Annotated in this window: 22 protein-coding genes and 1 tRNA gene; 9 read left to right on the top strand and 14 right to left on the bottom strand. The window is 39.5% G+C overall.

Going from position 1 to position 26,740, the window contains the following annotated elements; all coding sequences use genetic code 11:
- Positions 1-39 precede the first annotated feature (39 nt).
- Positions 40-936 (top strand): archaetidylserine decarboxylase, encoded by an 897-nt coding sequence (asd, locus tag ACWPWK_RS11270; RefSeq protein WP_109372714.1) that lies wholly within the window; start codon positions 40-42, stop codon positions 934-936.
- A 22-nt stretch (positions 937-958) separates the two neighbouring features.
- Positions 959-4,294, top strand: a complete 3,336-nt coding sequence (gene mscM, locus ACWPWK_RS11265; RefSeq protein ID WP_109372715.1) for a miniconductance mechanosensitive channel MscM — start codon at positions 959-961, stop codon at positions 4,292-4,294.
- 70 nt (positions 4,295-4,364) lie between these two features.
- Here the strand turns inward: mscM and yigL are convergent, their stop codons facing one another.
- From yigL to pldA, 4 genes are all read right to left on the bottom strand, one after another.
- Positions 4,365-5,165 (bottom strand): sugar/pyridoxal phosphate phosphatase YigL, encoded by an 801-nt coding sequence (yigL, locus tag ACWPWK_RS11260; protein WP_109372716.1) that lies wholly within the window; start codon positions 5,163-5,165, stop codon positions 4,365-4,367.
- 12 nt (positions 5,166-5,177) lie between these two features.
- On the bottom strand, positions 5,178-6,182 hold the full coding sequence (pldB, locus tag ACWPWK_RS11255; RefSeq protein WP_109372717.1) for a lysophospholipase L2: 1,005 nt from the start codon (positions 6,180-6,182) through the stop codon (positions 5,178-5,180).
- Between the two features lie 18 nt (positions 6,183-6,200).
- The gene (recQ, locus tag ACWPWK_RS11250) at positions 6,201-8,030 is read right to left on the bottom strand and encodes an ATP-dependent DNA helicase RecQ (RefSeq protein WP_109372718.1); all 1,830 of its coding nucleotides are present in this window, start codon (positions 8,028-8,030) and stop codon (positions 6,201-6,203) included.
- A gap of 114 nt (positions 8,031-8,144) precedes the next feature.
- Positions 8,145-9,020, bottom strand: a complete 876-nt coding sequence (gene pldA, locus ACWPWK_RS11245) for a phospholipase A (protein ID WP_109372719.1) — start codon at positions 9,018-9,020, stop codon at positions 8,145-8,147.
- Positions 9,021-9,253: 233 nt separating this feature from the next.
- Between pldA and ACWPWK_RS11240 the strand changes: the two genes are divergently transcribed.
- Both ACWPWK_RS11240 and rarD read left to right on the top strand, forming a co-directional pair.
- Positions 9,254-9,721 (top strand): thioesterase family protein, encoded by a 468-nt coding sequence (locus tag ACWPWK_RS11240; RefSeq protein ID WP_109372720.1) that lies wholly within the window; start codon positions 9,254-9,256, stop codon positions 9,719-9,721.
- Positions 9,722-9,864: 143 nt separating this feature from the next.
- Complete coding sequence (gene rarD, locus ACWPWK_RS11235) at positions 9,865-10,758, top strand: EamA family transporter RarD (RefSeq protein ID WP_099076355.1); 894 nt, start codon at positions 9,865-9,867, stop codon at positions 10,756-10,758.
- A gap of 7 nt (positions 10,759-10,765) precedes the next feature.
- Here rarD and ACWPWK_RS11230 read toward each other — a convergent pair whose 3' ends face one another.
- The 7 genes from ACWPWK_RS11230 to lptM all read right to left on the bottom strand — a co-directional run bounded on the left by ACWPWK_RS11230 (position 10,766) and on the right by lptM (position 17,062).
- On the bottom strand, positions 10,766-11,161 hold the full coding sequence (locus ACWPWK_RS11230) for a hypothetical protein (protein WP_109372721.1): 396 nt from the start codon (positions 11,159-11,161) through the stop codon (positions 10,766-10,768).
- 194 nt (positions 11,162-11,355) lie between these two features.
- A complete protein-coding gene (gene uvrD, locus ACWPWK_RS11225; RefSeq protein WP_109372722.1) occupies positions 11,356-13,512 on the bottom strand; it encodes a DNA helicase II in 2,157 nt (718 codons plus the stop codon).
- A 144-nt stretch (positions 13,513-13,656) separates the two neighbouring features.
- A complete protein-coding gene (gene yigB, locus ACWPWK_RS11220; RefSeq protein WP_109372723.1) occupies positions 13,657-14,373 on the bottom strand; it encodes a 5-amino-6-(5-phospho-D-ribitylamino)uracil phosphatase YigB in 717 nt (238 codons plus the stop codon).
- Positions 14,373-15,296 (bottom strand): tyrosine recombinase XerC, encoded by a 924-nt coding sequence (xerC, locus tag ACWPWK_RS11215; RefSeq protein ID WP_109372724.1) that lies wholly within the window; start codon positions 15,294-15,296, stop codon positions 14,373-14,375. The genes yigB and xerC overlap by 1 nt, the downstream gene beginning before the upstream one ends.
- Entirely contained in the window at positions 15,293-16,003 is a 711-nt protein-coding gene (locus ACWPWK_RS11210) for a DUF484 domain-containing protein (RefSeq protein ID WP_088494022.1), read from the bottom strand. Before ACWPWK_RS11210 ends, xerC begins: the two co-directional genes overlap by 4 nt.
- Before the next feature lie 25 nt (positions 16,004-16,028).
- The gene (gene dapF / locus ACWPWK_RS11205; protein ID WP_109372725.1) at positions 16,029-16,853 is read right to left on the bottom strand and encodes a diaminopimelate epimerase; all 825 of its coding nucleotides are present in this window, start codon (positions 16,851-16,853) and stop codon (positions 16,029-16,031) included.
- Positions 16,854-16,894: 41 nt separating this feature from the next.
- Positions 16,895-17,062: an LPS translocon maturation chaperone LptM gene (gene lptM, locus ACWPWK_RS11200; RefSeq protein ID WP_454208886.1), complete on the bottom strand. Its 168-nt coding sequence runs from the start codon at positions 17,060-17,062 to the stop codon at positions 16,895-16,897.
- 79 nt (positions 17,063-17,141) lie between these two features.
- Between lptM and cyaY the strand changes: the two genes are divergently transcribed.
- Positions 17,142-17,459, top strand: a complete 318-nt coding sequence (cyaY, locus tag ACWPWK_RS11195; protein WP_109372727.1) for an iron donor protein CyaY — start codon at positions 17,142-17,144, stop codon at positions 17,457-17,459.
- A gap of 68 nt (positions 17,460-17,527) precedes the next feature.
- Here cyaY and ACWPWK_RS11190 read toward each other — a convergent pair whose 3' ends face one another.
- Positions 17,528-20,122, bottom strand: coding sequence for a class I adenylate cyclase (locus ACWPWK_RS11190; RefSeq protein WP_454208884.1), 2,595 nt, complete (start codon positions 20,120-20,122; stop codon positions 17,528-17,530).
- A 997-nt stretch (positions 20,123-21,119) separates the two neighbouring features.
- On the opposite strand from ACWPWK_RS11190, the gene hemC reads away from it, so the two are divergent.
- From hemC to hemY, 4 genes are read left to right on the top strand one after another with little or no spacing between them, the layout of a single operon-like run.
- The gene (hemC, locus tag ACWPWK_RS11185; RefSeq protein ID WP_109372729.1) at positions 21,120-22,061 is read left to right on the top strand and encodes a hydroxymethylbilane synthase; all 942 of its coding nucleotides are present in this window, start codon (positions 21,120-21,122) and stop codon (positions 22,059-22,061) included.
- Positions 22,058-22,795, top strand: a complete 738-nt coding sequence (hemD, locus tag ACWPWK_RS11180) for a uroporphyrinogen-III synthase (RefSeq protein ID WP_109372730.1) — start codon at positions 22,058-22,060, stop codon at positions 22,793-22,795. Before hemC ends, hemD begins: the two co-directional genes overlap by 4 nt.
- A 20-nt stretch (positions 22,796-22,815) precedes the next feature.
- Positions 22,816-24,084 carry a uroporphyrinogen-III C-methyltransferase gene (hemX, locus tag ACWPWK_RS11175; RefSeq protein WP_109372731.1) on the top strand — a complete coding sequence of 423 codons (1,269 nt, stop codon included), beginning with the start codon at positions 22,816-22,818 and terminating at the stop codon, positions 24,082-24,084.
- Between the two features lie 4 nt (positions 24,085-24,088).
- Positions 24,089-25,309, top strand: a complete 1,221-nt coding sequence (gene hemY, locus ACWPWK_RS11170) for a protoheme IX biogenesis protein HemY (RefSeq protein WP_109372732.1) — start codon at positions 24,089-24,091, stop codon at positions 25,307-25,309.
- A gap of 91 nt (positions 25,310-25,400) precedes the next feature.
- Here the strand turns inward: hemY and ACWPWK_RS11165 are convergent, their stop codons facing one another.
- Both ACWPWK_RS11165 and ACWPWK_RS11160 read right to left on the bottom strand, forming a co-directional pair.
- Complete coding sequence (locus tag ACWPWK_RS11165; RefSeq protein WP_109372733.1) at positions 25,401-25,718, bottom strand: hypothetical protein; 318 nt, start codon at positions 25,716-25,718, stop codon at positions 25,401-25,403.
- A gap of 923 nt (positions 25,719-26,641) precedes the next feature.
- A tRNA-Pro gene (locus ACWPWK_RS11160) sits at positions 26,642-26,718 on the bottom strand.
- Positions 26,719-26,740: the final 22 nt, after the last annotated feature.

Here is a 26,740-nt window from a genome sequence, read left to right as displayed (position 1 = left end):
TTGTCTATTTTTTATCGTTCAATCCCAGAGGTTGCCATTTTGGACAAGCTAAAAATTAAACTACAGTATTTATTGCCTAAATTATGGCTCACACAATTAGCAGGTTGGTTTGCCAACAAAAAAGCGGGTGCAATTACCCAGTTTGTTATCAAAGCTTTTGCGAAAGCCTATAAAGTCGATATGAATGAAGCGAAAGAGAGCCAATTCCAAGCTTATTCAACATTCAACGATTTCTTTATTCGTACTTTAAAAGATGGTGTTCGCCCTATCGTTGAAGGTGATGACAAACTCGCACTGCCTGCTGACGGCACAGTAAGCCAACTCGGTCTTATTCAAGACGATCAAATTCTGCAAGCCAAAGGACATCATTACACCCTTGAAGCGTTACTTGCAGGTAATTTTATGCTAGCAGATAAATTCCGTAATGGTCAGTTTATTACGACTTATCTTTCACCTCGTGATTACCACCGCGTTCACATGCCTTGCGATGGTTTATTAAAAGAGATGATTTATGTTCCAGGCGATCTCTTCTCTGTTAATCCATTAACAGCGGCTAATGTCCCTAACTTATTTGCACGTAATGAACGTATTATTTGCCTCTTTGAAACTCAATTTGGTTCAATGATACAAATTCTAGTGGGTGCAACAATTGTTGGTAGTATTGAAACGGCTTGGTGTGGCATGGTAACGCCACCTCGTGAAGGTATTATTAAACGTTGGACATATCCTCAAGCGGATAAAGCAGGAGCGATATTCTTGGAAAAAGGTGAAGAAATGGGCCGATTTAAGTTAGGCTCAACTGTCATCAACCTTTTCCCAGAAAATACCGTTCAACTGAATAAAGATCTTATGAATGGCTCCGTTACATTAATGGGGGAACAATTGGGTTCCATCATCAATGTCGCTGGTAATGACAATAATGCCATCAGTGAATAACACGTAATTCGGAGTAACCTTTGTGCGCCTGATAATCAGTCTTTTCTTCTCGCTCTTTTTGACGCTTTCGTTAAGCACATCTGCAATATCAGCGGATGTGGAGAAATTACGTCAAGATATTAAACAACTTGAAGGAAGTACCAATCCTCAAGATATTGAGGCAGTCCAGGCGCTACAAGGCACTATCAATTGGATTAATGATGGTGAAAAAGCGCAAACGAATGCAGATAATTATCAAAAAACCATTGATGATTACCCTCAAATCACGCAAGAGCTAAGAACTAAGCTTCTAGAAGAAAGCCATGCTGTTCCTACTATTCCAGAAAAAATTAGCATCCCTGATTTAGAACAGAAAATTATTCAAATCAGTAGCCAATTAATGGAACAAGCAAGGCTTCAGCAACAAGAGCAAGATAAAAGCCGAGAAATTAGCGAATCTTTAAACTTATTACCCCAACAGCTTTCTGAAGCGCGCCGTTTACTCAGCGATGCAACAGCAAGACTCGCAGCTGCCAGTGCGTCAACAACGCCGTTAACAGAGGCACAAAATAAGCTAACACAAGCTGAAGTCACCGCACGTAAAGCGATGGTTAATGAGCTTGAAATGGCACAACTTTCGGCTAATAACCGCCAAGAAATTGCTCGCCTTCGCTTAGAATTATTTAAAAAACGCTATCAGCGTCTTGATGTGCAACTACAACAATTGCGCAGCTTATTAAATATAAAGCGCCAAGAAGTGGCTGATCTGGCATTAGAAAAAACAGAGATGTTAGCGGAGAAAGGTGGTGAGCTCCCTGAGTTTCTGACAAAACAGATCCAAACTAACCGTGAACTTTCTCAGATCCTGAATAAACAAACACAGGAAATGAGTGAGTTATCAGAAAAACAACGCATTACCACCCAGCAGACACAACAAGTTCGTCAAACGCTTACCACTATTCGAGAACAAGCACAGTGGTTAAGTGGCTCAACAGCATTAGGCGAAGCATTAAGAACACAGCTTTCCCGCTTACCTGAAATGCCTCGTTCACAAGAACTTGATAGAGATATTATTCAGTTACGTGTCGAGCGTTTAGGCTATGAGGATATGCTGGAAAACTTAAGTAAGATCCAGCCGCCAGAAACCGCAGATGGCTCTAAATTGCCTGAAGCTCAGCAATATATTTTTGATTCTCTTATCCAAGCACGTCATGAATTATTGAATTCGTTGTTATCCGGTTATGACTCTCAAATTCTTGAGTTAACAAAACTAAAAGTGGCAACAACACAATTAGCGGATGCATTAAAAGAGACAAAAGACGCCACAAACCGTTATATGTTCTGGGTTGCTGATATCAGCCCCATCAAATTTAATTATCCGGTTTTATTAGTCAAAGATATCACTCGATTGCTTTCGCTAGATACCTTCTCACAATTAGGTCATGCTGCTGTCAGCATGCTTAAAAATCAGGATACATTCCTATTTCTATTCGTCACTTTATCAATTGTGGGCTTTAGCCTGCGCACTCGAAAACATTACAACGCCTTTCTTGAAAGAGTCAGCAACCGTATTGGTAAAGTCACACAGGATCACTTTTCACTGACGATACGCACTGTCTTTTGGTCTATTTTAATTGCGTTGCCATTACCTCTGTTATGGTCTGCCGTAGGTTATGGCTTACAAAGTGTTGAATGGCGTTATCCAATGGCGGGAGCGATTGGATATGGGGTCACAGCAGCAGCACCTGTGCTATGGTTATTTATGATAAGTGCAACCTTTGCACGTCATAACGGTCTATTTATTGCTCAATTTAAATGGAAAGAGAGCCGTGTTAAAAAAGCGATGCGCTTTTACCAGCTTTCTATTTTTGTCATCGTGCCGCTGATGATGTCATTAATTACCTTTGAATATTATAGTGATAGAGAATTTGCACCGACGGTTGGTCGTTTCTGTTTCTTACTGCTCTGTATCGCCCTAAGCTTTATTACCTCTAGCCTTAAAAAAGCTCACGTCCCACTTTATCTTGATAAACATGGATCTGGCGATAACCTTATCAATACCATTTTATGGTGGTTCTTACTGCTTGCTCCGGTTATTGCAGGTTTAGCCGCCGTCTTAGGTTACCTTTCTACATCGATTGTCTTACTCGGTCGTTTAGAAATGTCTGTCGCCATTTGGTTTGCTCTACTGATTATCTACCACATTATTCAGCGATGGATGCTTATTCAGCGCCGAAAATTAGCCTTCGAACGAGCTAAACAAAAGCGTGCAGAAATTCTGGCTCAGCGTGCAAAAGGTGAAGATGAAAATACGATTGTTGGGAGCAGTGGTGAGAGCACAGTAGGGCTTGAAATTGAAGCTCAAGAAATAGACCTTGATGCTATCAGTGCGCAATCTATTGGTTTAGTTCGCTCTATTCTAACGATGATTGCATTAGTCTCAATGATCTTATTGTGGTCTGAATTAAACACCGCGTTCTCTTTCGTTGATAATATCCGACTTTGGGACGTCACCTCATCGGTAAATGGTGTTAACACGGTACAACCTATTACGATGGGTTCTATTTTAGTGGCAATCCTTGTCATTATTATTACAACCCAATTAGTACGAAATCTTCCTGCTTTACTTGAGTTGGCCATTTTACAGCATCTTGATTTAACACCGGGTACAGGTTACGCCATTACCACGATGACCAAATACACCATCACCTTAATTGGGAGTATTGTGGGGTTCTCTTTATTAGGGATTGAGTGGTCAAAATTACAGTGGCTAGTGGCGGCAATGGGTGTTGGGTTAGGTTTTGGCTTACAAGAAATTTTTGCCAACATCATTTCAGGTTTGATGATCTTATTTGAAAAACCAATCCGTATTGGCGATACCGTCACTATTCGGAATTTGACCGGAAATATTTCTAAGATCAACACACGGGCAACCACGTTAACCGATTGGGATAGAAAAGAAATTATCGTACCGAACAAAGCGTTTATTACAGAGCAATTTATTAACTGGTCACTCTCAGATTCAGTCACTCGTATCGTAATGACCATCCCTGCTCCAGCAGACTGTAACAGTGAGCAAGTAACAAATGTGTTATTAGAAGCCTCAAAACGCTCTACGATGATTTTAGAAAACCCAGCACCAGAGGTTTATCTGGTCGATTTACAGCAAGGTATTCAGATTTTTGAATTACGTGTTTATGCCGCAGAGATGGGGCACAGAATGCCAGCAAGACACGAGATCCACCAAAATATTCTCTTAGCCTTTGCAGAGCACGGCATCCCATTACCGTTCCCACCATTCCAAGCCAGAGTGGATATGATGGGCAATACAATCCGCAGCGCTATGCGTGCAACACCAAGAGAAGTCGGTGGATTGTAATTAATCTATTCCATTGGAATATAAAAAAGGCGAACAATATCACGTTGTTCGCCTTTTCTTTTAGGGAGGATCACACTTGGTATAATTTACGTAAATAATGAGGCACAGCTTCATCAGCATTAGTTCCGATCACTTCCATATTTGGGAGTAAATCTTTTAATGTCTGATGCGCATTTTCCATAATGCAACCTTTACCAGCTATCTGTAGCATCTCTTTGTCATTCATACCATCACCAAACGCAACTGCATCTTTGGCAGTGTGTTGCATCAATTTAGCCACTTTCTCGAGAGCTTCACCTTTAGATACACCACCCGCCATCACTTCTAAGCAATTACGCAGTGAGAAACTCACATTGACCTTATCACCCCAGCGCTGATTAATTTCACTTTCCAGTGTCAACAATAGTTCATGATCATCAGAGGTGAAGAAGACCTTACAGACATTGGTGGTCGGAAACCCTGTTTTACAAAACAGTTCATAATTAAAATCCGATTCCCGGAAGAACTCACAAGCTCCTGGCATTTCTTTATTGACATACCAATAGTCGCCAGCGTAAATATTCGTTTCAATTTCGGGGTGATCAAAAACACACAAAGACAAGTCATAAGCAATTTCAGGCTCAAGATCTTGGCTAAAAATAAGGTCGCCATGAGTGTTATGCACTCGTGCGCCATTAGAGGTTATCATATAAGCGTTAATGCCTAATCCATCACGAATTTGAGCAACATCAACATGATGACGACCTGTTGCGAATACAAAATGCACGCCTTTATTAATAAGTAGATGCAGGGTTTCTTGCGTATAGGGAGTTAATACATGATTAGGTGATAACAGTGTGCCATCAAGATCTGAAGCGACTATCGAATACATACACATTCCTGATTAAAATAAATGCTTATCATAAAACTCACAGATTTCATTTAATGCTTGTGAGCGTAGCTTATCTATTTCGAACAAGATTTCATGATGCGCACCCTCAATCACCAGTGGCAATTTTTGCTTTTCTTCTCTTGTTCTGGACTGACTATAACGTTCACAGAAAGCCCTTAGCTCTTGATTATCTACCACCTTATCTTGCTCTGCTTCGAGCACTAATAGAGGGGTATTAATCTCTCCCGCATGTTCAATTAACCAATCTCCCATTTTTAGACTTTCTCCCATCCAATGATAAGTCGGTCCGCCTAATCGTAGTTCTGGAAAATCAGCATAATAACGTAAATACCGGCGATATCGCTCATGGCTATGTGTTAACACATTAAGGATAAATGGCAGTGGAAACCATTTACCTGTTGATACCGCGTAGTTATTTCTTTCAGATTGACTTTGTTCTGCTCGGTTAACTAAAAAATTAGCCACCCAGCGAGGTATAGGTAATTTAATGCCAAACATCGGCGCACATAGCGCTGCCGCTTTAAACACATCAGGCTGCCGAAGTAGATAGCCTGCTAAAATTGCGCCACCCATTGAATGGGCTAAAGCAAAATAATGTTTATATTGATAAGGCAAAACAATCGTATCAACGAAAGTTGAGAAATCATCAATATAATCACTAAATTTTTCGACATGCCCTTTTTGAGTATCATCCAGAAGTCGGTCAGAAAGCCCTTGACCTCGATGATCAAGAAGAAAAACATCATAGCCTGAGTGAAAGAAATCAAACGCAACTTCAGGATACTTTACATAGCTTTCACTCCGACCTGAAGCAATAACCAGTGCTTTATTGTGCGATGGTGAGCGCCAATGAACATAACGAATTTTGGCGCCATCAACACCAATAAACTCACCTTCTTCACGTTGACTCCAAAAATCCAATAAGACGCCGTTCGTAAAAGCAGAAAACTGCTTTTCACGAGATAACCACGAATATTTAAATAGGGTGGTTGTCATTGGCTCTCCTTATTGGCGTTATTCGAAGCCCTCAATATGGTCACGAATGAGTGTCATAAACGCGGGTCCAAATCGTTCTAATTTTCGTTGCCCAACACCGTTTATTAATAACAATTCATCAGGGTAAACGGGGCACTGCTCTGCCATTTCTATCAATGTGACATCATTAAAAACGACAAATGGCGGAATGTTTTCTTCATCAGCAATAGACTTACGTAATTTACGTAGTTTCGCAAACAATTTTCTATCGTACTGTCTATGGGTATTTTTTGTTTGTTGATTACGGCTTTTTGTCGGGCTTAATAATCTAGGTACGGCTAATTGTAATGGCACTTCACCACGTAAGATTGGTCTAGCCATCTCTGTCAGTTGTAATGCAGAGCGATGGACAATATTTTGTGTCACCATACCTAAATGAATAAGCTGGCGGATCACACTCACCCAATGTTCATGGCTTTGCGCTTTACCAATACCATAAACAGGTAATGTATCGTGTCCAGAATCTCGAATACGCTGATTATTCGCCCCCCTTAATATTTCAACAATATAACCGATACCAAAGTGCTGACCTGTGCGATAAATACAGGATAAGGCTTTTTGGGCATCCACTAAACCATCATATTGTTTAGGGGGATCAAGGCAAATATCACAGTTACCGCAGGCATTTTGTCGATGTTCATCGAAGTAATTAAGTAACACTAAGCGTCGGCACGTTTGTGCTTCTGCGAATGCACCCATCGCATTAAGCTTATGCATTTCAATCGCTTTTTGGTCACTTTCTGGCTTTTCATCTAAACAACGACGCAACCACGCCATATCGGCAGGATCGTAAAATAATACCGCTTCAGCAGGCAATCCATCTCGCCCTGCACGCCCTGTTTCTTGGTAATAGGATTCAATATTACGAGGAATATCAAAGTGAACCACAAAACGTACATTGGGTTTATTGATACCCATACCAAATGCAACAGTGGCAACCACAATTTGCAAATCATCTCGCTGGAAAGCTTCTTGTACTTTAGCACGCTGTGCTATTTCCATTCCTGCATGATAACCCGCAATGCTTAATCCTCGTTTACTCAGGCGCTCGGCGGTTTCTTCGACTTTACTGCGACTGTTACAATAAATAATGCCGGATTTTCCTTTCTGATCGCGAATAAATAGCCAAAGTTGATCAAGCGGTTTGTATTTCTCTACTAAAGTGTAGCGGATATTCGGTCTATCGAAACTGCTGATATGAATCAGGGGGTCACGTAACACTAGCTGATTAATAATATCGTAACGTGTTGTATTATCCGCCGTTGCCGTCAGTGCAATAATCGGCACATCTGGAAGATATTGTCTTAATAATCCTATACCGCGATATTCAGGACGAAAATCATGACCCCATTGTGAAATACAATGCGCTTCATCAACCGCTAATAATGCAGGTTTCCATTGCACTAATTGATGAAGAAAACTCTCCATCATTAAACGTTCAGGGGCAATATACAGCAGTTTTATTTCACCTTTTTGACAACGTATTTGAACATCAAACTGCTCTTCACGCGTTTGGGTTGAATTTAAATAAGCAGCTTCAATACCATGAAGGCAAAGTTGATCAACCTGATCTTTCATCAGTGAGATGAGTGGCGAAACAACCACAGTCAGCCCATCGAGCAATAACGCGGGAATTTGATAACAAAGGGATTTACCACCCCCTGTCGGCATCACAACTAGACAATCTCTGCCAGTTGTAATGGTATGGATGATTTCTTGCTGACCAGGGCGAAATTGCTGATAACCAAAGGTTTCTCGCAAAATAGCCTGTGCTGATGGCATTGAATTAAGAACTTCTGCTGTGGACACGCCGTTCCTCTGAAAAGCTGCTGATAAAAACTATGATGAGGAGTAAAAGAAAAGGCACCAATGTGAAGGTGCCATCATCATTTATAGCGCTATGCTAACCCAGAACGGGGAAAATTACAGCATATCATTAAGCATCACGCCAACACCGACCCGTGTCTGACGGAAATTATAATCAATCATTGATTCGCCATAGCCACTAAATACTTGAGTATAAAAGCGTACATGCTTAGTAATTGGGTAGCTCCAGCCTAATTCAGCCGCCCCATAGCCACTGTTCCAGTTATAACGCCCTGTCGCAGTGATCACACTATCGCCTAAGCGATAGCCTGCTTTTAAACGGTAATAGCCCATATAGCGATTAATTTCTGGATTATCATCACGTTGAGCACTTTCACTAAAGCGATACCAAGGTTTTAAATCAAGCTGCAAATTGCCTTTTTGTGCCATAAAACGTGCATAAGCACGGTTCCAACTACGAGATGTGGGATCAGAGCGCCCATTCGATTCGTGGTTAAAACCCGTTTCTATTTCACGTAGTGTCCAACCCGCAAATTTATAGTCTGTTGCCCAACCTAAAAAGAGTTGAGGTTCATAGTTTGTCTCACGGAAAGGGGCAGATTCTTTCTTATTGCTTAATTGCCACCAAGAGCGTTGGGTATAAGATGCTGCTAAAACAGAGTTTTCACCTGCAATACCGCGCCATAAAGGGAAGGCAAGACTGAGTTGAAATTTCACCTCATCTTTTTTAGCCTTATTCCCCCAATCATAACTTTGAATAGCCTCTTTATTCATATCAGAGGTTTTCGTATAAATAATATAATTGGATTCATAAGGATAAAGAACAAAAGGTGAATCGTATTCTTGTAATAAACCAGAAATAATACTGCCCTGAACAAGCGGTGCAGGAGATGATGATGCTGGTATTTCGGATGCAAATCCCCATGCTGGATAGAATAAAGCCACCGCGAGTAAAGAACGGATGTAACGCATAGTTAATTATCCTGTCTCATTATTGAATAATATAAAAAGTTAGTACTTACTTTAGAATTAGTTCTTATATATGTGCTTTATTACACTTTAGCGCCCATATTTTACACGTAATTGCCATTAAATCTCGTATATTTTTATACCATTATATTTATAGCACAAATGTGCAATTACGATTTTGTCATGTATTATTAACATAGTATTAACTTAATAACGTGATGTCAGGGGTTCTAAAAATGGAAAAACAGTTAACATTAGAAGAGGCTCAAGCACTTATTGGTCATGTTTTTGTTTATAAGATGCCCTTTAATCAATTAATCGGCTTAGAGCTAGTTCGCTTTGAACAAGACTACGCTGAAATTCAATTTCGGTATCAAGATAAACTTGTTGGTAATATTGCTCAACGTATCTTACATGGTGGACTTATTGCTTCTGTACTTGATGTTAGTGCGGGATTAGTTTGTGTCGGTAATGCATTAACACGTTTAGCACCAATATCCCAAGAGCAACTCGAACAGAAACTTGCTAACATGGGCACAATTGATTTACGTGTTGATTATTTAAGACCAGGACGTGGAGAATGTTTTACTGCAAGTAGCCATATTTTACGCAGTGGTAATAAAGTGTCTGTTGCTCGTGTTGAATTACATAATGAAAAACAAGTTCATATTGCGAGTGGGACAGCAACCTATATCGTAGGTTAAGCCTTTGTTAAGATTCATTGCACTCTATGATGCTTAGATTGATATTAATTACTTGTAAAAATACATGCCTAATGACACATTAGATAATGTCATTGGGTATGAACCCCGTCACACCTTTCCTTTCCATCAATTCCAGAGATAGCATGAGCCAGAAAAACACGATGAAAGGCGTTTTATGTGCCTTAGGCGCCTATTTGATCTGGGGTATTGCCCCTGTCTATTTTAAAAGCATTCAAGAAGTGCCCGCAGAAGAGATCTTAACGCACCGTATTTTATGGTCGTTCTTTTTTATGTTGATTTTAATGACTATCAGTCGTCATTGGCCTTATTTGCGCCAATTAATACGTCAACCTAAAAAAATTCTTCTTTTAGCACTGACTGCCGTCATTATCGCAACTAACTGGCTTACCTATATATGGGCGGTTAACCACGGCTATATGCTAGAAGCCAGCCTTGGTTACTTTATTAACCCACTGGTTAATGTACTGTTTGGCATGCTTTTCTTGAGCGAGCGCTTCCGCCGTATGCAATGGGTCGCAGTAGGGTTAGCATTTACTGGTGTATTTATTCAACTCTGGCACTTTGGTTCAGTCCCCGTGATTGGATTAAGCCTCGCCGTGACTTTTGGTCTTTATGGCTTACTGCGCAAAAAATTGGGTGTCGATGCACAAACAGGTATGTTGGTAGAAACATTATGGCTATTCCCTGTTGCATTAGTTTATATCTTATTTTTCACACATTCACCGACGAGCAATATGCTTGAAAATAGTTGGTCGTTAAATACTCTGTTAATCGCAGCTGGTATCATTACAACCGTACCATTATTGCTCTTTACAGAAGCGGCGCATCATCTGCGTTTATCAACCTTGGGCTTTTTCCAATATATTGGTCCAACCTTGATGTTTATTCTTGCCACAATGGTATATGGTGAACAAATTGATGCAGAACGATTAGTGACCTTTGGCTTTATTTGGGTTGCGTTGATCCTCTTTACACTTGATGCGCTCTATACTCAACGCCGTTTAAGACGTAGTTAGTACATACTCACTCTTCCGCTAAATTACCAATTTGAGTAAAAGCGGAAGAGCATTTTTTCTTCTGATTTTTCTTTAATAGATGTGCATTCTTCGCTATATCTTCCACATACCGACACGAGCGCCTAGACAGTGCTGATATTGAGTTATTAATCACTTGAATACGGTTAATCACAATCCAAGGATAGAGATTAATTCGAGGAACAAAATCACGCTGATGTCTCAATAACTTACAATAAAAATCTTCTTCAAATTCATTGATAAGTTCACTGGGATGATAAGTATCACAAAAGACTTCCTCCGTATTTTCGATCAGTAATTCATTACTAGAAAAAGGAACAGGAGAAATTCGTGTGCTAGATGCGACAAAAGAGTCGGTATGAAAGAATATGCTAGAGAGTTTCATCAATTAATCCCGTTAATAAGAATAGATAACGAGATTATTAAGTAACCAACTTGAACATCCCTTAAAAAAAACACCGTAGCTTATCTATCAAATAAATAAGGGTGTTTTTTTATATCGAAGCAGTGGTGACGGCTCCCCGCCCACATTGGGCGAGGGTTTCTGGCTTTTTTTTGCCAATTCATTCTAATCGAGGATTATTCTAGCCGGGCAAATGCTGCCACCAGCCATTTAATACCTTCACCATTAAAGGCGATTTGTAATCGGCAATGTTCACCGCTACCTTCAATATTGATAATGGTGCCATCACCAAATTTGGGGTGTTTCACACGTTGTCCTAGCGAATAGCCCGTATCATTGCTGATAATTGGAGTTCCTAAACGGCTATGATTCACAGGGCGGGAAACCGTGGCGCGTAAACGCACCTCTTCAACACACTCTTTCGGTAATTCTCCAATAAAACGAGAAGGACGATGACTGACTTCTTTTCCATATAAACGTCGGTTTTCAGCGTAAGTGAGCGTTAACTTTTTCATTGCTCGGGTAACGCCAACATACGCCAAGCGACGCTCTTCTTCCAAGCGACCACCTTCATCCAACGACATTTGACTTGGGAACATACCCTCTTCTACACCCACAATAAAGACTTGTGAAAATTCAAGTCCTTTAGCGGAGTGAAGTGTCATTAACTGCACAGCATCTTGATATGCATCAGCTTGGCTTTCGCCTGATTCTAATGCGGCATGTGAAAGAAACGCTTGCAGTGGCATTAAATCTTCGTCTTCATCTTGATAACTAAATTGGCGAGTTGCCGTGACCAACTCTTCCAAGTTTTCAATACGAGCTTGAGCTTTTTCACCTTTTTCTTGCTCATACATCGCTTTTAAGCCTGAATCACGAATAATTCGGTCTGTTTGCACATGTAGTGGCATATCAGCCGTTTCAGAAGCTAACGTCTCAATTAATTCTAAGAACCGCTGAATTGCCGCGGTTGCACGTCCTGCCAACATTTTATGCTCGATAACCTGCAATGCACTTTCCCATAAGGTAATTTGGTTATCTCTTGCGACTTGGCGAACAATATCTAAGGTTCTATCACCAATACCTCGCGTTGGTGTATTCACAACACGCTCAAAAGAAGCATCATCATGGCGATTAGCGGTTAATCGCATATAAGAAAGTGCATCTTTGATTTCTTGGCGTTCAAAGAATCGTTGACCACCATAAATACGGTATGGCATTGCGGCTTGTAATAACGCCTCTTCCATCACACGAGATTGCGCATTACTACGATAAAGAATGGCACAATCTGTTAGCGCGCCGCCTTCTTCTTGCCAACGCTTGATCCGCCCAACCACATAGCGGGCTTCATCCAAATCATTAAAGGCGCAATAAAGCGAGATAGGCTCACCTTCGGCACCTTCAGTCCACAGATTTTTACCTAATCTGTCACTATTATTTGCAATTAACGCATTCGCCGCTTTTAAAATATTGCTTGTCGAACGATAGTTTTGCTCTAATCGAATGGTTTCTGCACCAGGAAATTCATTTAAGAAATTTTGAATATTCTCAACTTGCGCACCGCGCCAACCATAGATGGATTGGTCATCATCACCCACAATCATGACTTTACCAGATTGACCTGCCAACATTCTTATCCACGCATATTGAATGCGGTTAGTATCTTGGAACTCATCCACTAAAATATTGGTAAAGCGGTTTTGGTAGTGCTCCAAAATTTGCGGTTTGTTTAACCAAAGTTCATGAGCACGTAATAAAAGCTCTGCAAAATCCACAAGCCCTGCGCGATCGCATGCTTCTTGATAAGCTTGGTATACTTTCAGCCAAGTGGTTTCAACTGGATTGCCATAGGTTTGAATATGTTGAGGACGTAAACCTTCATCTTTTTTACCATTGATATACCACATACCTTGACGCGCAGTCCACTGTTTATCATCAAGATTCATTGACTTAACAATACGACGAATAAGGCGATATTGATCATCACTGTCAATAATTTGGAAGTCTTGTGGCAAATTCGCATCAAGATAATGCGCTCGCAATAAACGATGAGCCAAGCTATGGAAAGTACCAATCCACATGCCACCTTGGCTTGTACCAATTAAGTCTTCAATACGATGGCGCATCTCTGCGGCGGCTTTATTGGTAAACGTCACTGCCATAATCGAAAAAGGTGAAGCTTGTTCAACAGATAATAACCAAGCGATACGATGTACCAGTACCCGTGTTTTACCACTGCCTGCGCCAGCTAACACCAGCATATTAATACGAGGTGCGGCTACAGCTTCGCGCTGTTTATCGTTAAGGCCTTCTAGCAGATATGAGACGTCCATAATTACCAATCATTTAGTGAAGAAAATACTGTGGATATATACAGAAATAGAGAGTAAGCAACAAACTAACAGGAATTTACGCACTATGCAAAATAAAGCCTTTTTTAGCCTCGTTTATCTGTGCCATTCTTACCGAACATCACATTAAACCAATTCTATCAGTTTGCTTAAATCTGTAATTTCAATATGTGGCATTACTCTGGTTTCACCTTCTTCAAACAAGCTACGGTTATCAAGGTTAATCCAGCACGCTTGTAATCCACTATTAACGGCACCCTCAACATCTGTTACAAGGTGATCACCCACATGTAGGATTTTCTCATGTGGAAGATTTAACAGTGAGGAGGCTTTATCAAACATATCAGGATAAGGCTTAGAGCGACCATCGGGACCGGCTTTTAAAATATGTGAAAAATACTGCCCCAAACCACAACTTAATGGGTTTGCATTACCATTTGTGATCGCAATTAATGGAATTTTCTGTGCCAATTCGGTGAGAACTTGATGAGTATTTTTAGGTACATTAATGTGGCTACGCCAATAAGCAAAGTGCGCCATAATTTCATCAGCACCTTGCTGTGCTTTGGCTTCACTGTAACCATAATCTAACAACATATTTCTAGCCGCAAGCCAACGCCATTGTGTAATATCATGAAAAATATCAGGATTGTTTTCTAGAAGTGGCTTTTTATAGGCATTCACATCTTTTTCTGTGAATTGGTTAAAACGCTCATCATATTGACGAATAAAGGCCAGCGTCTCTTTTTCAGTTTTATCCATTACTGGCACATTATCATACAGCGTGTCATCTAAATCAAAAGTCATCGCTGCAATTTGCGTCAGAGTTCTATAAAAGCGCATTATGATTTTTCTCTCTTAGCTCTCGGATGAGCAGCATCATAGACTTTCGCTAAATGTTGAAAATCTAAGTGGGTATAAACTTGTGTGGTCGATAAATTAGCGTGCCCTAATAACTCTTGTACAGCACGTAAATCACCACTGGATTCCAATAAATGAGTGGCAAACGAGTGGCGTAATTTATGAGGATTCACATGGCTACTTAGTCCTTGTTTAATACCCCAAAGTTCAAAACGTTTTTGCACGCTACGTACCGATAAACGCTTACCACTTTGGGTTGAAATAAAGACAGCTTTATCCTCAGGTGCATAGAGCTCTCGCATCGGAAACCAATTTTGTAACCACTCTAGCGCTTTTCTTCCTAGCGGAACTTTTCGCTCTTTACTTCCTTTACCTAATACACGAACTTCACCTTCATTCATGTCAATATCGCTAATATTTAAGTTAGTCAATTCTGATAGACGTAATCCTGCACCATACATCACTTCTAGCATGGTTCTATCTCTAACAGAAAGAGGATCTTTTAAGTCGATATTCATTAATTGGCTAACTTCATCGACATCCATATTTTTAGGAAGGTGACGACCGGATTTAGGCGTGCGAATGCCTTTTGCTGGATTAACGTCTAACATTCCTTGTGCCACTTGCCAATCAAGAAAGCTACGTAACGCCGAAAAGCGCAAAGCAAGGCTGGTGGGTTGTAACCCACTACGGTGACTTTTCGCCAATAACATGCGCACATGTTGACTTTCCAGTGATTTCCATTCGTAGATATTCATTGCCACCATCATTTGCGCTAATGCAGTCAGTTGGCGATGATAATTTTCTACTGTGACAGGGCTTAATCGGCGTTCAACTTGAATATAACGCAGGAATTGTTCAATAGCGGTAGAGAGTGTTTCTGGAATATCTATTGGTTGATTCATTGCCTTGCAATCCAACGAAGTAACAATTCTGGTAAAATATGGGCAAGCTTATCCAGCATGACTGTTCCCATCCCTTCCTGAAAATGTTGGTTATCTCGGCTATTAAAAATAATCACGCCCAAATCCCCATAATGCCCTAACAATGAAAGCGCAACGGAACCAGAGCGTCGTACATTAGGCATTAATAGCATTATCTCTTGCCCATTTAGTGTACCTAAATAGTGATTATCATCACCCATACGTTGAATACGAAAATGTTCAAATGCTTGGCGAGATAATGGGAGATCTTGTGCATCTAAAGGTGGCTGTAATTGCCAGCGATCGGTAAATAGACGTAATTGAACTGAATAAAGCCCTAACCCCTTTGCCCAAAGGTTTAAACGTTCTAGCATTTCGTGAAGAGAGGCACTGTTGGATAGTTCAGAAATTAATAATAAAAGTTGGCTAAACAGTGCTTCATTTTCAGAGGCTTGTTCTATCAACAAACGCATATCTTCTTCAAGATAATGGATGCGGTTACGTTGACGTGACATTATCCATTCGACTAAAGAAACGGTTCCTCTGACGGGATGAGGAACTTGCATTTGCTCAATATAGCTTGCATTACGGATAAAAAAACCAGGATGTTCCCTGAGGTAACGGATCACTTGTTGATCATTAAGCTCGTTTGTTTCAGGGCAACAGAACTGCTCATTTTTATCCGTCATACAGATAACCTCTCAAAAAATAATATTATAGCTGAATGATCCCATCATAAATATGTGTCGCAGGCCCAGTCATATAAAGAGAGTTACCCTCTCCTTTCCATTCAATTAGCAATGATCCACCCGGTAAATTGACTTTCACACGTTTATCTAATAAGCCTTGTGAAATACCAATTGCGACAGCTGCACAAGCCCCGCTACCACAGGCATTTGTTTCACCTGCACCACGTTCAAATACCCGCAAATGAAGATTACTTCTGTCTACGATTTGCATAAAGCCAATATTAGCACGTTCAGGAAAACGTTCATGTTGCTCTAACACCGGTCCTAACAACTCAACTTCTGCTGTTTTAATGTCTTCAACCTGAATAACGCAATGAGGATTTCCCATTGAAACTACACCACATAATACAGTGCGTTCCATTGCCCTGATAATATAGGTCTTTTCTGCCTTTTGTGCACGGAAAGGGACTTTTTGAGGTTCAAATTCAGGCTCACCCATATTGACGCACACATCGTCATTGTCCATAACATGCAAGGTCATTCTGCCAGACTGCGTGCTGACTTTTATCTCTCTTTTGTTTGTAAGTCCTTTTAATCTCACAAATCGAGCAAAGCAACGAGCACCATTACCACACTGTGCAACCTCACTTCCATCAGCATTAAAAATGCGATAATGGAAATCGAGTTCAGGATCATAAGGTGCTTCAACCACCAATAATTGATCAAACCCAACACCAGTATGGCGATTCGCTAATCGACATATTAGCTCTGGTGAAAAATAAACATTTTGAGTCACAGCATCGACCACCATAAAGTCGTTGCCAAGACCATGCATTTTTGAAAATTGCATCTTGCCCCTGCCTGAAACGAAATTACCGTTTCTAAGATTGACTAATTGGTCTGAGTTGAGTCGCTCTCAGCTTGCTGGGTTGGCTGGGATGACTGTGTCATTTTTGCCTGAGTATCTTCAGGAGGGAAATAAAGAGGGCCTTTCAAGCCACAACCAGAAAGAGAAATCAGTGTTATTATAGCAAGAGTGCAACGTAAATACGTTTTCATTCGAAATCTGCCTGTCATTTATTTGGTTAATATCCTCTATAATCGCAGTTAGATCTCGAAAAGCAAATAGGAAATGAAGATGAACGACAGTGAATTTCACCAATTAGCTGATGAACTCTTGTCAGAAATAGAACAAACTATTGATAATTATGAAGGTGACGCAGATATTGATTGTGAAATCAATGGCGGTGTAATGACATTAACCTTTGAAAATAATAGTAAAATTATTATTAATCGCCAAGAAGCGTTTCATCAAGTTTGGTTAGCGACACGCTCTGGTGGCTATCACTTTGATTGGAAAGATGAACAATGGATTTGTGATAGAAGTGGTGGTGAATTTTTAGTCATGCTGGCACAAGCAATAACAGAACAAAGTGGGGAAGCGTTTTCTTTCTAATAAGCACAATTAACAACAATAATGGGAGCTATCAAAGCTCCCATTTGTGTTTATTGGCTTGTGCTTAATTAAGAGTGCTGTACCGCTTTATAATCTGTAAATCCGTGGGTAACAACATTCATTTCAGGTTGCGTTTCTTTACTACCCAGATCGGATAATTTACCAAAGGATCCACCTGCAAAAGGTAACACTTGAGTTGATCCTTCCACTTTCACAATTTGATAAAACTGCGGCAGATTAAAATTAATAAAGCTTGATCCGTATGTGAATCGATCATGAGATGAAGAGTAGAAACGGCTAACATCTTTCACTAACTCTTCTTTACTTCCTTCACAATGAGAATAGATTTCAACGCGATTTGCTTCATCTAATATATAGATATTAAAGACATTACTATCTTCTGTGGTTTCGAAGAAGAATTGAATAATCCCTTCACAAGCAAAACCATCAATCACCGCAGGTAAATAGCGGGCGTCCTTATCTAATTTAACTGGCAACCCATGAAGCTTGTTATACGAAATTGCGCCATAAAATTCGATAGCATTTTCTAATTTTTGTACCGACACGTTGAGGCGTTCAAAGAACAATCCCCACGTTTGCCCAGCAATGCGTAAAGCTTTAAAACGACCTGGCTCTAAACGATTCGTTGATAATCGCAATTCAATACATTCTGAAACTAACTGCTGAACACGAGTGCGGATTAAACCACGCAAATGTTGGCTATAACAAAATACTTCCACAGAGGCAGGCGGAGCCGCATCTTGGTGCATTTTACCCAATATCGTTTTTAACGATTCCAACATAGATTGTGTGCCACTGAAATGAAGGGTTCTAACTTCATTCCAAGAGTTACGGTACAACAAATCAATGCTACCAATAAGACACTGCTCTTTTTCACCGAAACTAAAGACATCAAGTTTTCTAAAATCAAAGTGAACCACTTGATCAGAAAAACTTTCTGTTGGATCAGTTTCTAAATTGACAATAATCGCGAGATGCCTAATTTCACAAGGGCTATACAGTGCTTTCGGCGTTGGTGCAGGTAAACGAATTGGGAAATGGCTCGACATATCCCTAACTAAGTCATGCAGTTTAATTTCATCACAAGAAGATTCTCCTTGATGAATATAAACTCGAGACTCTTTTGTTAACAGCCCATTAAAATAAGACCATGCCACTAATTTATTTAAATAGCGGTTATATTCTAATGGTTGGTGTCCAACGATATTTTCAAAATCAGGGGCACGATTATATAAATACCATCCGCTACGATTTGCTCGACCTTGTGGTACATAAATAAAGGTTAGATGTGACTCTGATAAATCAGGTGATATTTGTGGATTAACCAGTGTGACTTTACCAGGTAATGCTTCAAACGCAGCGTAAAGCTTACGTGTTAAGACACCGATATCTTGTGGGCTTGCACTGACACTTAAATTATTACGACGCGCAAAACGAATAAGATTACGATAGCTTTGCATCATCGTATCTAATAACTCATTGTGTGCATCACGCACACGCTCGATTTTCCAGCTATCACGTGTATCGAGTACTGTTAAGCGCTCATTATCCCATTGCCATTGAGTGACCAATTGCGATAAGACTTGTCGTCTCCAACCTTCAGGTTCGTTTTGTGTTTTTTCGTTAGATAATTTTTCACACACTTTCAGGTAGAAACAGCGACGGATAAGATCAAGGCGAGTTAAATCATTAATAGAAACCAAATAGCGAGTGACACGCTCAAGCATCATACAATAAGCATCTAAACCGTAATTAACGATTTCGCCACGGTGTAGATGTTGTTTCATTTCTAATGCCAGCAACTTCCCATTAGGATAGTCCGCTGAATAGGCTTCTAATAAAATACTTTTTAGTACGGCTTTATAAGGTGAATCGACACTTTTATAGAGTTGCCATAAACTTGCGCCAAAGTACTCTTCAGCAGAAAGTTCACCTAATCCCCCTAGATCTAACCACTCATTTGGCGTTAATACACCTTGAGCATAAAGGGAGTTAACATATTCATCATAATGATGTTCTTCTTCAATAGGCACCATCGCCCATAGCAAGCGTTTACCTGCTAGGCGTACTGCTGTGCGATAAAATTCATCAAGTAAAAGAATATGTTGGGTAGAGCCGCAATCTTCTCCACCTAAGCTACCACTTGCATGGTGACGAAATCTATTTTCATCAATTAAGAAAAACGTAACATCAATACCTAGTTCGCCAGCCCATTGTTCAATCAATTGGCATTTGCGTTGTAAAAGTGCACGTTCATCTTGATCCAGCCATGATTGATGGCAGACCCAAATATCAATATCGGAGCAGTGACTTTGACCAATAGAAGAGGTACTCCCCATTGAATAGATGCCAGTAATTGGCAGCTCTCCATTGGCGTATCCATCCATCGGATCATCACATAATGCGTTAACCAGCTTATTCGCCCACTGACGTTGCATGTCATCGGGTTCAAAGAAACATGTGCCGTGAGGAACATTTCCTTGTATATAGCCGGGCAACTCAGGATGGTGGTAATGCAATAAAACAGGAATTAAACCATAGACCTGTTTAAAAACATCACACATCGATGCAAATGCTCGTTCCAGTCTGAGTTGATTAATCGCATCCAGCCGTTGCTTCAGTGTTTCAATATAAAGATACAAGAGTTTCGCCTGAACAATACTAAGAAGATAGTAGAATCTGAGTTTATAAGTGACCAAGGTTGAGTTAGGGAATATTAATAGATAAAACTTTACTAACAAAATCTCGGAAACGTGATCAATTTAACACCTTGAGCGCAAGGCGTAAAGAGGAACTCAAAATATAGCACCAAGATCTAAAAGTGATATTTAAGCGCTTAATCGTGTAAAGCCACCAAATAAATATCTTTATAATCATGAAGATAAATTGTTTTTATTTATAGAAAAAATGATAAAAAAATATCTCAATCCTCCCTTTACCCCACAAAAACCCCTGTTTACTTAATGATGAAACTGAAAATAAATTTTGACAAAACGTAAAAAATAGATAAAAAAGTAAAAATAAAATCAACTAATTGATAATCATGAATTATTTTTAATTTTTGATTATTTTTTATTTTTACACTTAAAATAAGAATTCTATTTTTAATATTGCGATAATAATATTTTAAATAATATTTAATTTTTATTAATTATTTATTTAATTTAAGAATAAATTATTTTCTCTATTCTCATTATTTCTCTTTCTTTTATTTAATAATAATTTTGTTAAAATTTATCGTGTTTTTATATATTGAAAAATAATAAGAAAAATAAGTAAATTTAAAATAATAGTTGTTTTATCAATGTGTTCAGATTAAACATAATATTTGCCTCACTTCTTACTTATCAAATGTTAACAAAATTAACTCAATATTTTGATTTTGTAAATAACCACACTTTTTATATAGATATAAAAAGAATAAAATTCTAAAAATAACCAAACCCGATAGTATCTATTAATAATTTACTTATTTTTTATTTCCTCTTTCTTTTTTTCTTTTTCGAAGATGGCCTCATTTCTTTCATTGTTATTACGACTCAAAGCGCCTTAACTGGAAAATTGAGCTTTAAAGTGTTAAAACAATGCCTTATTTCTAAACAAAAATATCGTTAATCGCTCGGAAGAGATAATACTATTATGTCAAAAAGTACCATCCGTATTGCTACCCGCCAAAGCCCTCTTGCTATGTGGCAGGCGCTCTATGTGAAAGAACAACTACAACTTGCTCATCCAGGTTTAGTCGTCGAATTAATACCGATGGTCACTAAAGGTGACATCATTTTAGATACACCTTTAGCTAAAGTAGGTGGCAAAGGGCTATTTGTAAAAGAGTTAGAACTTGCCCTACTTGGATCACGCGCAGATATTGCCGTTCACTCTATGAAAGATGTTCCTATTGAGTTCCCTGAAGGTTTAGGGTTAGTAACTATCTGTGAACGCGAAGATCCTCGTGATGCCTTTGTCTCTAATCATTATGATTCTTTAGCAGAACTTCCTGCGGGTAGTATTGTAGGCACATCCAGTTTACGCCGCCAATGCCAATTAAAAGCACAGCGCCCTGACCTGATTATTCGTGATTTACGGGGTAATGTCGGTACTCGCTTAGGGAAATTAGATAATGGTGATTATGATGCCATTATTCTTGCCGTTGCTGGCTTAAAGCGCCTAGGTCTTAACGAACGTATTCGCACACCATTATCTGCTGAGCAATCTTTACCCGCGGTTGGGCAAGGTGCGGTGGGAATTGAGTGTCGCTTAGATGATAATGAAACGCGTCAGTTATTAGATGCACTAAACCATTCTCGCACTGCAATTTGCGTTAAAGCAGAGCGTGCAATGAATACTCGTCTTGAAGGCGGTTGCCAAGTTCCGATTGGAAGCTATGCCATTTGGCAAAATGACAAAATTTGGTTACGTGCTTTAGTCGGTTCTCCTGATGGAGAAACTATTTTGCGTGGTGAGCGCTTAGTGTCTCCAGAAGACGCTGAAACTGCTGGTATCTCATTGGCTGAAGAGCTTTTAAATAAAGGTGCACGAGCCATTTTAACGGCAGTGTATCAAGGCAGCACACCTGCATGAGTATTTTAGTTACTCGCCCCAACCCAGCAGGAAAGGCATTAACCCAGCGTTTAATTGATGCGGGAAAAACAGCCTTTCAAGCACCTTTAATAGAGATCACCGCAGGTCGTGAGCTCCCTTTATTAGATGCTAAACTAAAAGGATTAAGGGCGGGTGATTGTGTATTTTTACTTTCTAAAAATGCGGTGTCATACGCAAACTGGCAGCTAAATCAATTACAACAATCATGGCCAGATACGCTATCCTATTATGGAATAGGTCAAAGCACAGCGAAAGATTTCCAACATTTAAGCAGTCTTCCAATTTGCTACCCTGAGCAAGGAGAAACCAGCGAAGATCTTCTTGACCTTCCTGAGCTTAATCAGGTGAAAAACAAGCGAATATTACTGCTTAGAGGTAACGGTGGTCGTGACTTACTCGCAACAACATTGAGCCAACGAGGCGCAATCGTTGATGAATGCGAATGTTACCAACGCCTATTTATTCATTATTCCCCTGAAGACTTTGCGCTTCAATGGGAAAAAGCACAGGTTGATACGCTTGTTGTCACTAGTGGTGAAATGTTACAACAACTCTTTGATCTGGTCGCTGAATCTAAAAAAGCATGGCTGTTAAACTGCCATTTACTTGTGGTCAGTGAACGATTAGCAACAATAGCAAAAACATTAGGGTGGGAAACTGTCACCGTTGCTGAAAGTGCCAATAATGATGCTTTATTTCATGCATTAATATAGAACCTAAATGAGACGCCGATATGACGGAACAGAAAAATACAAATGATAATGACTTGCCAAAAGATGCAGCTAAAGCTGATGAGAATGTCCGCTATCAGGAAGTCAAACCTGTTAATAACAAGCGCTCAGGTCTAATTGGAAGTGCTGTTGCTATCCTTGTTATTTTGGCAATCGGTGGTAGCCTTTACTATTACACCAATCAACAAGCATCAAAGCTGAGTGTAGAAAATCAATCACTCAAATCTGAGCTTACCCAATTACAACAACTCCAAAATACGTATCAACAACGCTTTGATAATATTGATAGTATGTTTAACTCACAAAAACAGACTATCGATAAATTACAAAACGAACGCCAAACAACAGAGCGCCAAATTCAAGATCTACAAACACGCTTTGCCGCTATTTCGAGTGCAGACGTCAAAAGTTGGCTATTAGCACAAGCTGATTTTATGGTAAAAATGGCAGGTCGTAAGTTATGGAATGATCAAGATGTTGTGACAGCCGTGAGTTTACTAAAAGGTGCTGATAGTAGCTTAGCGGAAATGAACGATCCGAGTTTACTTGAGATCCGTCGTGCTATTAATGAAGATATCAGCAATTTAGCTGCTCTCACCAAAATTGATAATGATGGCATCATCTTACAATTAAACCAGTTAGCGAATCAGGTTGATAATCTCCGTTTAGCTGGTCTTGAGCGTAATGGCTCACCAATGGATAAAAACGATGAAACCATTTCAGGTTCACTTTCTGATTGGAAACAGAATCTAAGCAAAAGCTGGAAAAGCTTTATGGATGATTTTATTACCATTCGTCGCCGTGATACCGCAGCCGTTCCTTTATTAGCACCGAATCAAGATATCTATTTACGTGAGAATATCCGTTCACGTTTATTAATTGCTTCTCAAGCCGTGCCTCGTCACCAAACTGAAACTTATCAGCAATCACTGGAAGCGGTATCCACTTGGGTACGTGCTTATTTTGATACCTCTGATCCAAGTACAACTGCATTTTTAGATACGGTTTCTGAATTAGAGAAACAACCTATTACGCTTGCAATACCATCAGAATTGAAGAGCCCGACATTGCTAGAAAAACGTGTAGAAAAACAAATTCGCAATTTACTGGCACAAAATGAGTATGCAGAACCACAAGTTGCTGAAGCACAAGCTGTTGAAGCCCAAGATGCCCAAGCTGTAGAAGCTGAACATAATGCATCAGAAAGCGTACAAGATGCTGCAGCTGATAGTACAACTGTTGATGCACCAGTAACACAACAAGGAGAATAAGCTTATGTTAAAAATACTGCTCCTTTTTGTGGTGCTTATTGCGGGCATCATTTTTGGCCCACTATTGGCAGGCCATCAAGGTTATGTACTTATACAAACTGATGATTGGGATATTGAAACCAGTGTAACCAGCCTTGTCATTATGTTTGTTTTACTACAATTAGCATTGTTACTGATTGGTTGGAGTTATCGCCGTTTCATTGGTACAGGCTCAAAAGCATATAGTTGGTTTTCTTTCCGTAAACGTAATCGCGCACGCAAACAAACCAGCATGGCATTAATGAAATTAGCGGAAGGTGATTTTAAAGAAGTTGAAAAACTAATGAGCCGTAATGCAGATTATGCAGAGCAGCCTGTTGTAAACTACCTGTTAGCCGCTGAAGCCGCACAACAACGTGGTGATGAATTCCGAGTTCAACAACACCTTGAACGTGCAGCTGAGCTTGCCGATACCAATCAACTTCCTGTTGATATCACTCGAGTGCGTATTTTATTAGCACAAAACGAAAATCACGCTGCGCGTACTGGGGTTGATGAGTTATTAAATCAAGTGCCACGTCACCCAGAAGTGTTACGTCTTGCGGAAGTCGCTTATACACGAACAGCAGCTTGGCAAGCACTGCTTGATATCATTCCTTCCATGCAAAAAATTGCATTACACACAGATGATGAACTAGAGCAATTACGCCAAAAAGCCTATATCGGTATTATGGGACAGAAGATGTCCGAAAATGGCTGTGATGGACTGAAAAATTGGTGGAATGCACAACCGCGTAAAGTACATCATGATAATGCATTGCGTGTCGTTTTGGCTGAACACCTTATTGAGTGTAACGATCCTGATACCGCTCAAACGATCATCTTAGACGGTATTAAACGCCAATATGATGAACGCTTGATCTTACTATTGCCTCGTTTAAAAAATACAGATGCCAATGTTATTATGAAAGTGCTTAATACATTAATTAAACAACATGGGCCAACGCCATTACTCAATAGCACATTAGGTCAGATAGCGATGCAACAAGGAAAATGGGCTCAAGCTGAAGAGGCTTTTCGTAATGCGTTAAAGCAACGCCCTGATGTTCATGACTTTGCATGGCTTGCTGATGCACTAGATAAACAGAAAAAATCTGAAGAGTCGGCGAAAGTGCGTAAAGATGCTTTATTAATGACTCTGAAAAAGGATTCTGTCATTTTTGAAGAGCCTAAAAAAAGTAAATAAGCTTATTCGATAAGAACGTGATCATAAATCGTTTAATCGCCTGATCTAAAAACCCTCTTTATATTAATTATTGAGGGTTTTTTTATGTGATTTAAAAGACACGTTGAAATAACAACACCACTTCCACACATAAAGTCAAAAACACATACACCCAAGCAATACGATAAAAGCGAGTGGGTATTCCCTTCTCATTTTCTTGCTTAAATGACAGATAATGTTTTCTCGCTTGATAAAACACGACGATATAAATCAGTGCGATCCCCTGACAAAGAAAAGCCACATATTTAGCCCATGATTTTCCACCAATAATAAGCATGATAAGAGGGATCAAAAAAAACAATAATGGGCCAAACTTCTCTATAAGAAAGAGTTTTTCTTGTGCAAGATATGCTTTTTGTTTATTTATCATATTGATGCTATCTCCAATCTACCCTTGCGCTGGATAATAGCGTGATAATGCGGTGAATACAAAATGGATGAGTGGTTGATATATAAAAAAACGCCTGTATAAAACTATACAGGCGTATAAATATACAATCAGGTCTACAGACGGATGGTGCCTCACTCAACGTTTCGTCCTGTTGATGATGAATGATGTTCATCGTTAACGTGGACGTAGGCACCGAATAATCGGCTCTGCATCATTCCTAGGTTTATGAAGCCATATGCTGTCATAAGGAGTGGAATGAGCATCTACAATATACATATTGCATTTAGCGTGCCAATTTTTCATTTTTTATTAAAAATATCCCCTATCGCTGAAAAGTATAAGATAACTTATTGAATTTTGGTTTTTCTTTCTAGCTTTACTCATTTTCAATGATAAAGACGCTATGGTTTGTGCTTTCACCATGCTATTGCTAAATAGAAAAGAAAATATAAGGTCTGATATACGTCTCTTTTTCACGACAAGAAAAACACACTGATTATTTAATTATTTAAAATCAATACGTTAAATGTCTCCTATTGGAGACACCAAAAATAGCGAGTGTTGGCATTTACCGACAAATAAAATAAAAGACTTATATTTCATATAGTTAAAATCAATTATTTTACATATTTAACTCATCTTTTTATGAAGATTAAAATTCGGTAATAAATTAAATTATTAATAACCCTTAAGTGACAAGGATGGCATTTCCGTTAAAAACATCATTTTGGTTTTCTTATCTGGAACACATAACAAGAAATAAAAAATATGGATAAGAGTAACGACTTATAGAAGTAGAAGTAGAAGTAGAAGTAGAAGTAGAAGTAGATATGGTATAGCGGTTTTTAAAAAGTAAATCGTAGATACGAAAAAGCCTCGATATAATCGAGGCTTTTTCTTATTGGTCGGCGAGAGAGGATTCGAACCTCCGACCCACTGGTCCCAAACCAGTTGCGCTACCAGGCTGCGCTACTCGCCGTCTGCATCACTGCTCTTATCTT

The organism is Proteus sp. Marseille-Q3619, assembly GCF_965283115.1.
The sequence above is the reverse complement of the archived record's forward strand: the minus strand, read 5'-3'. Positions and strand labels throughout refer to the sequence as shown.

Coding starts and splice junctions, on each gene's coding strand:
- ACWPWK_RS11240 (WP_109372720.1), top strand. CDS start 9,254: ATGGAAAAACAGTTAACATTAGAAGAGGCTCAAGCACTTATTGGTCAT.
- pldB (WP_109372717.1), bottom strand. CDS start 6,182: ATGACAACCACCCTATTTAAATATTCGTGGTTATCTCGTGAAAAGCAG.
- yigB (WP_109372723.1), bottom strand. CDS start 14,373: ATGCGCTTTTATAGAACTCTGACGCAAATTGCAGCGATGACTTTTGAT.
- uvrD (WP_109372722.1), bottom strand. CDS start 13,512: ATGGACGTCTCATATCTGCTAGAAGGCCTTAACGATAAACAGCGCGAA.
- hemY (WP_109372732.1), top strand. CDS start 24,089: ATGTTAAAAATACTGCTCCTTTTTGTGGTGCTTATTGCGGGCATCATT.
- xerC (WP_109372724.1), bottom strand. CDS start 15,296: ATGAATCAACCAATAGATATTCCAGAAACACTCTCTACCGCTATTGAA.
- ACWPWK_RS11230 (WP_109372721.1), bottom strand. CDS start 11,161: ATGAAACTCTCTAGCATATTCTTTCATACCGACTCTTTTGTCGCATCT.
- hemX (WP_109372731.1), top strand. CDS start 22,816: ATGACGGAACAGAAAAATACAAATGATAATGACTTGCCAAAAGATGCA.
- hemD (WP_109372730.1), top strand. CDS start 22,058: ATGAGTATTTTAGTTACTCGCCCCAACCCAGCAGGAAAGGCATTAACC.
- lptM (WP_454208886.1), bottom strand. CDS start 17,062: ATGAAAACGTATTTACGTTGCACTCTTGCTATAATAACACTGATTTCT.
- dapF (WP_109372725.1), bottom strand. CDS start 16,853: ATGCAATTTTCAAAAATGCATGGTCTTGGCAACGACTTTATGGTGGTC.
- cyaY (WP_109372727.1), top strand. CDS start 17,142: ATGAACGACAGTGAATTTCACCAATTAGCTGATGAACTCTTGTCAGAA.
- pldA (WP_109372719.1), bottom strand. CDS start 9,020: ATGCGTTACATCCGTTCTTTACTCGCGGTGGCTTTATTCTATCCAGCA.
- ACWPWK_RS11165 (WP_109372733.1), bottom strand. CDS start 25,718: ATGATAAATAAACAAAAAGCATATCTTGCACAAGAAAAACTCTTTCTT.
- ACWPWK_RS11210 (WP_088494022.1), bottom strand. CDS start 16,003: ATGACGGATAAAAATGAGCAGTTCTGTTGCCCTGAAACAAACGAGCTT.
- hemC (WP_109372729.1), top strand. CDS start 21,120: ATGTCAAAAAGTACCATCCGTATTGCTACCCGCCAAAGCCCTCTTGCT.
- yigL (WP_109372716.1), bottom strand. CDS start 5,165: ATGTATTCGATAGTCGCTTCAGATCTTGATGGCACACTGTTATCACCT.
- rarD (WP_099076355.1), top strand. CDS start 9,865: ATGAGCCAGAAAAACACGATGAAAGGCGTTTTATGTGCCTTAGGCGCC.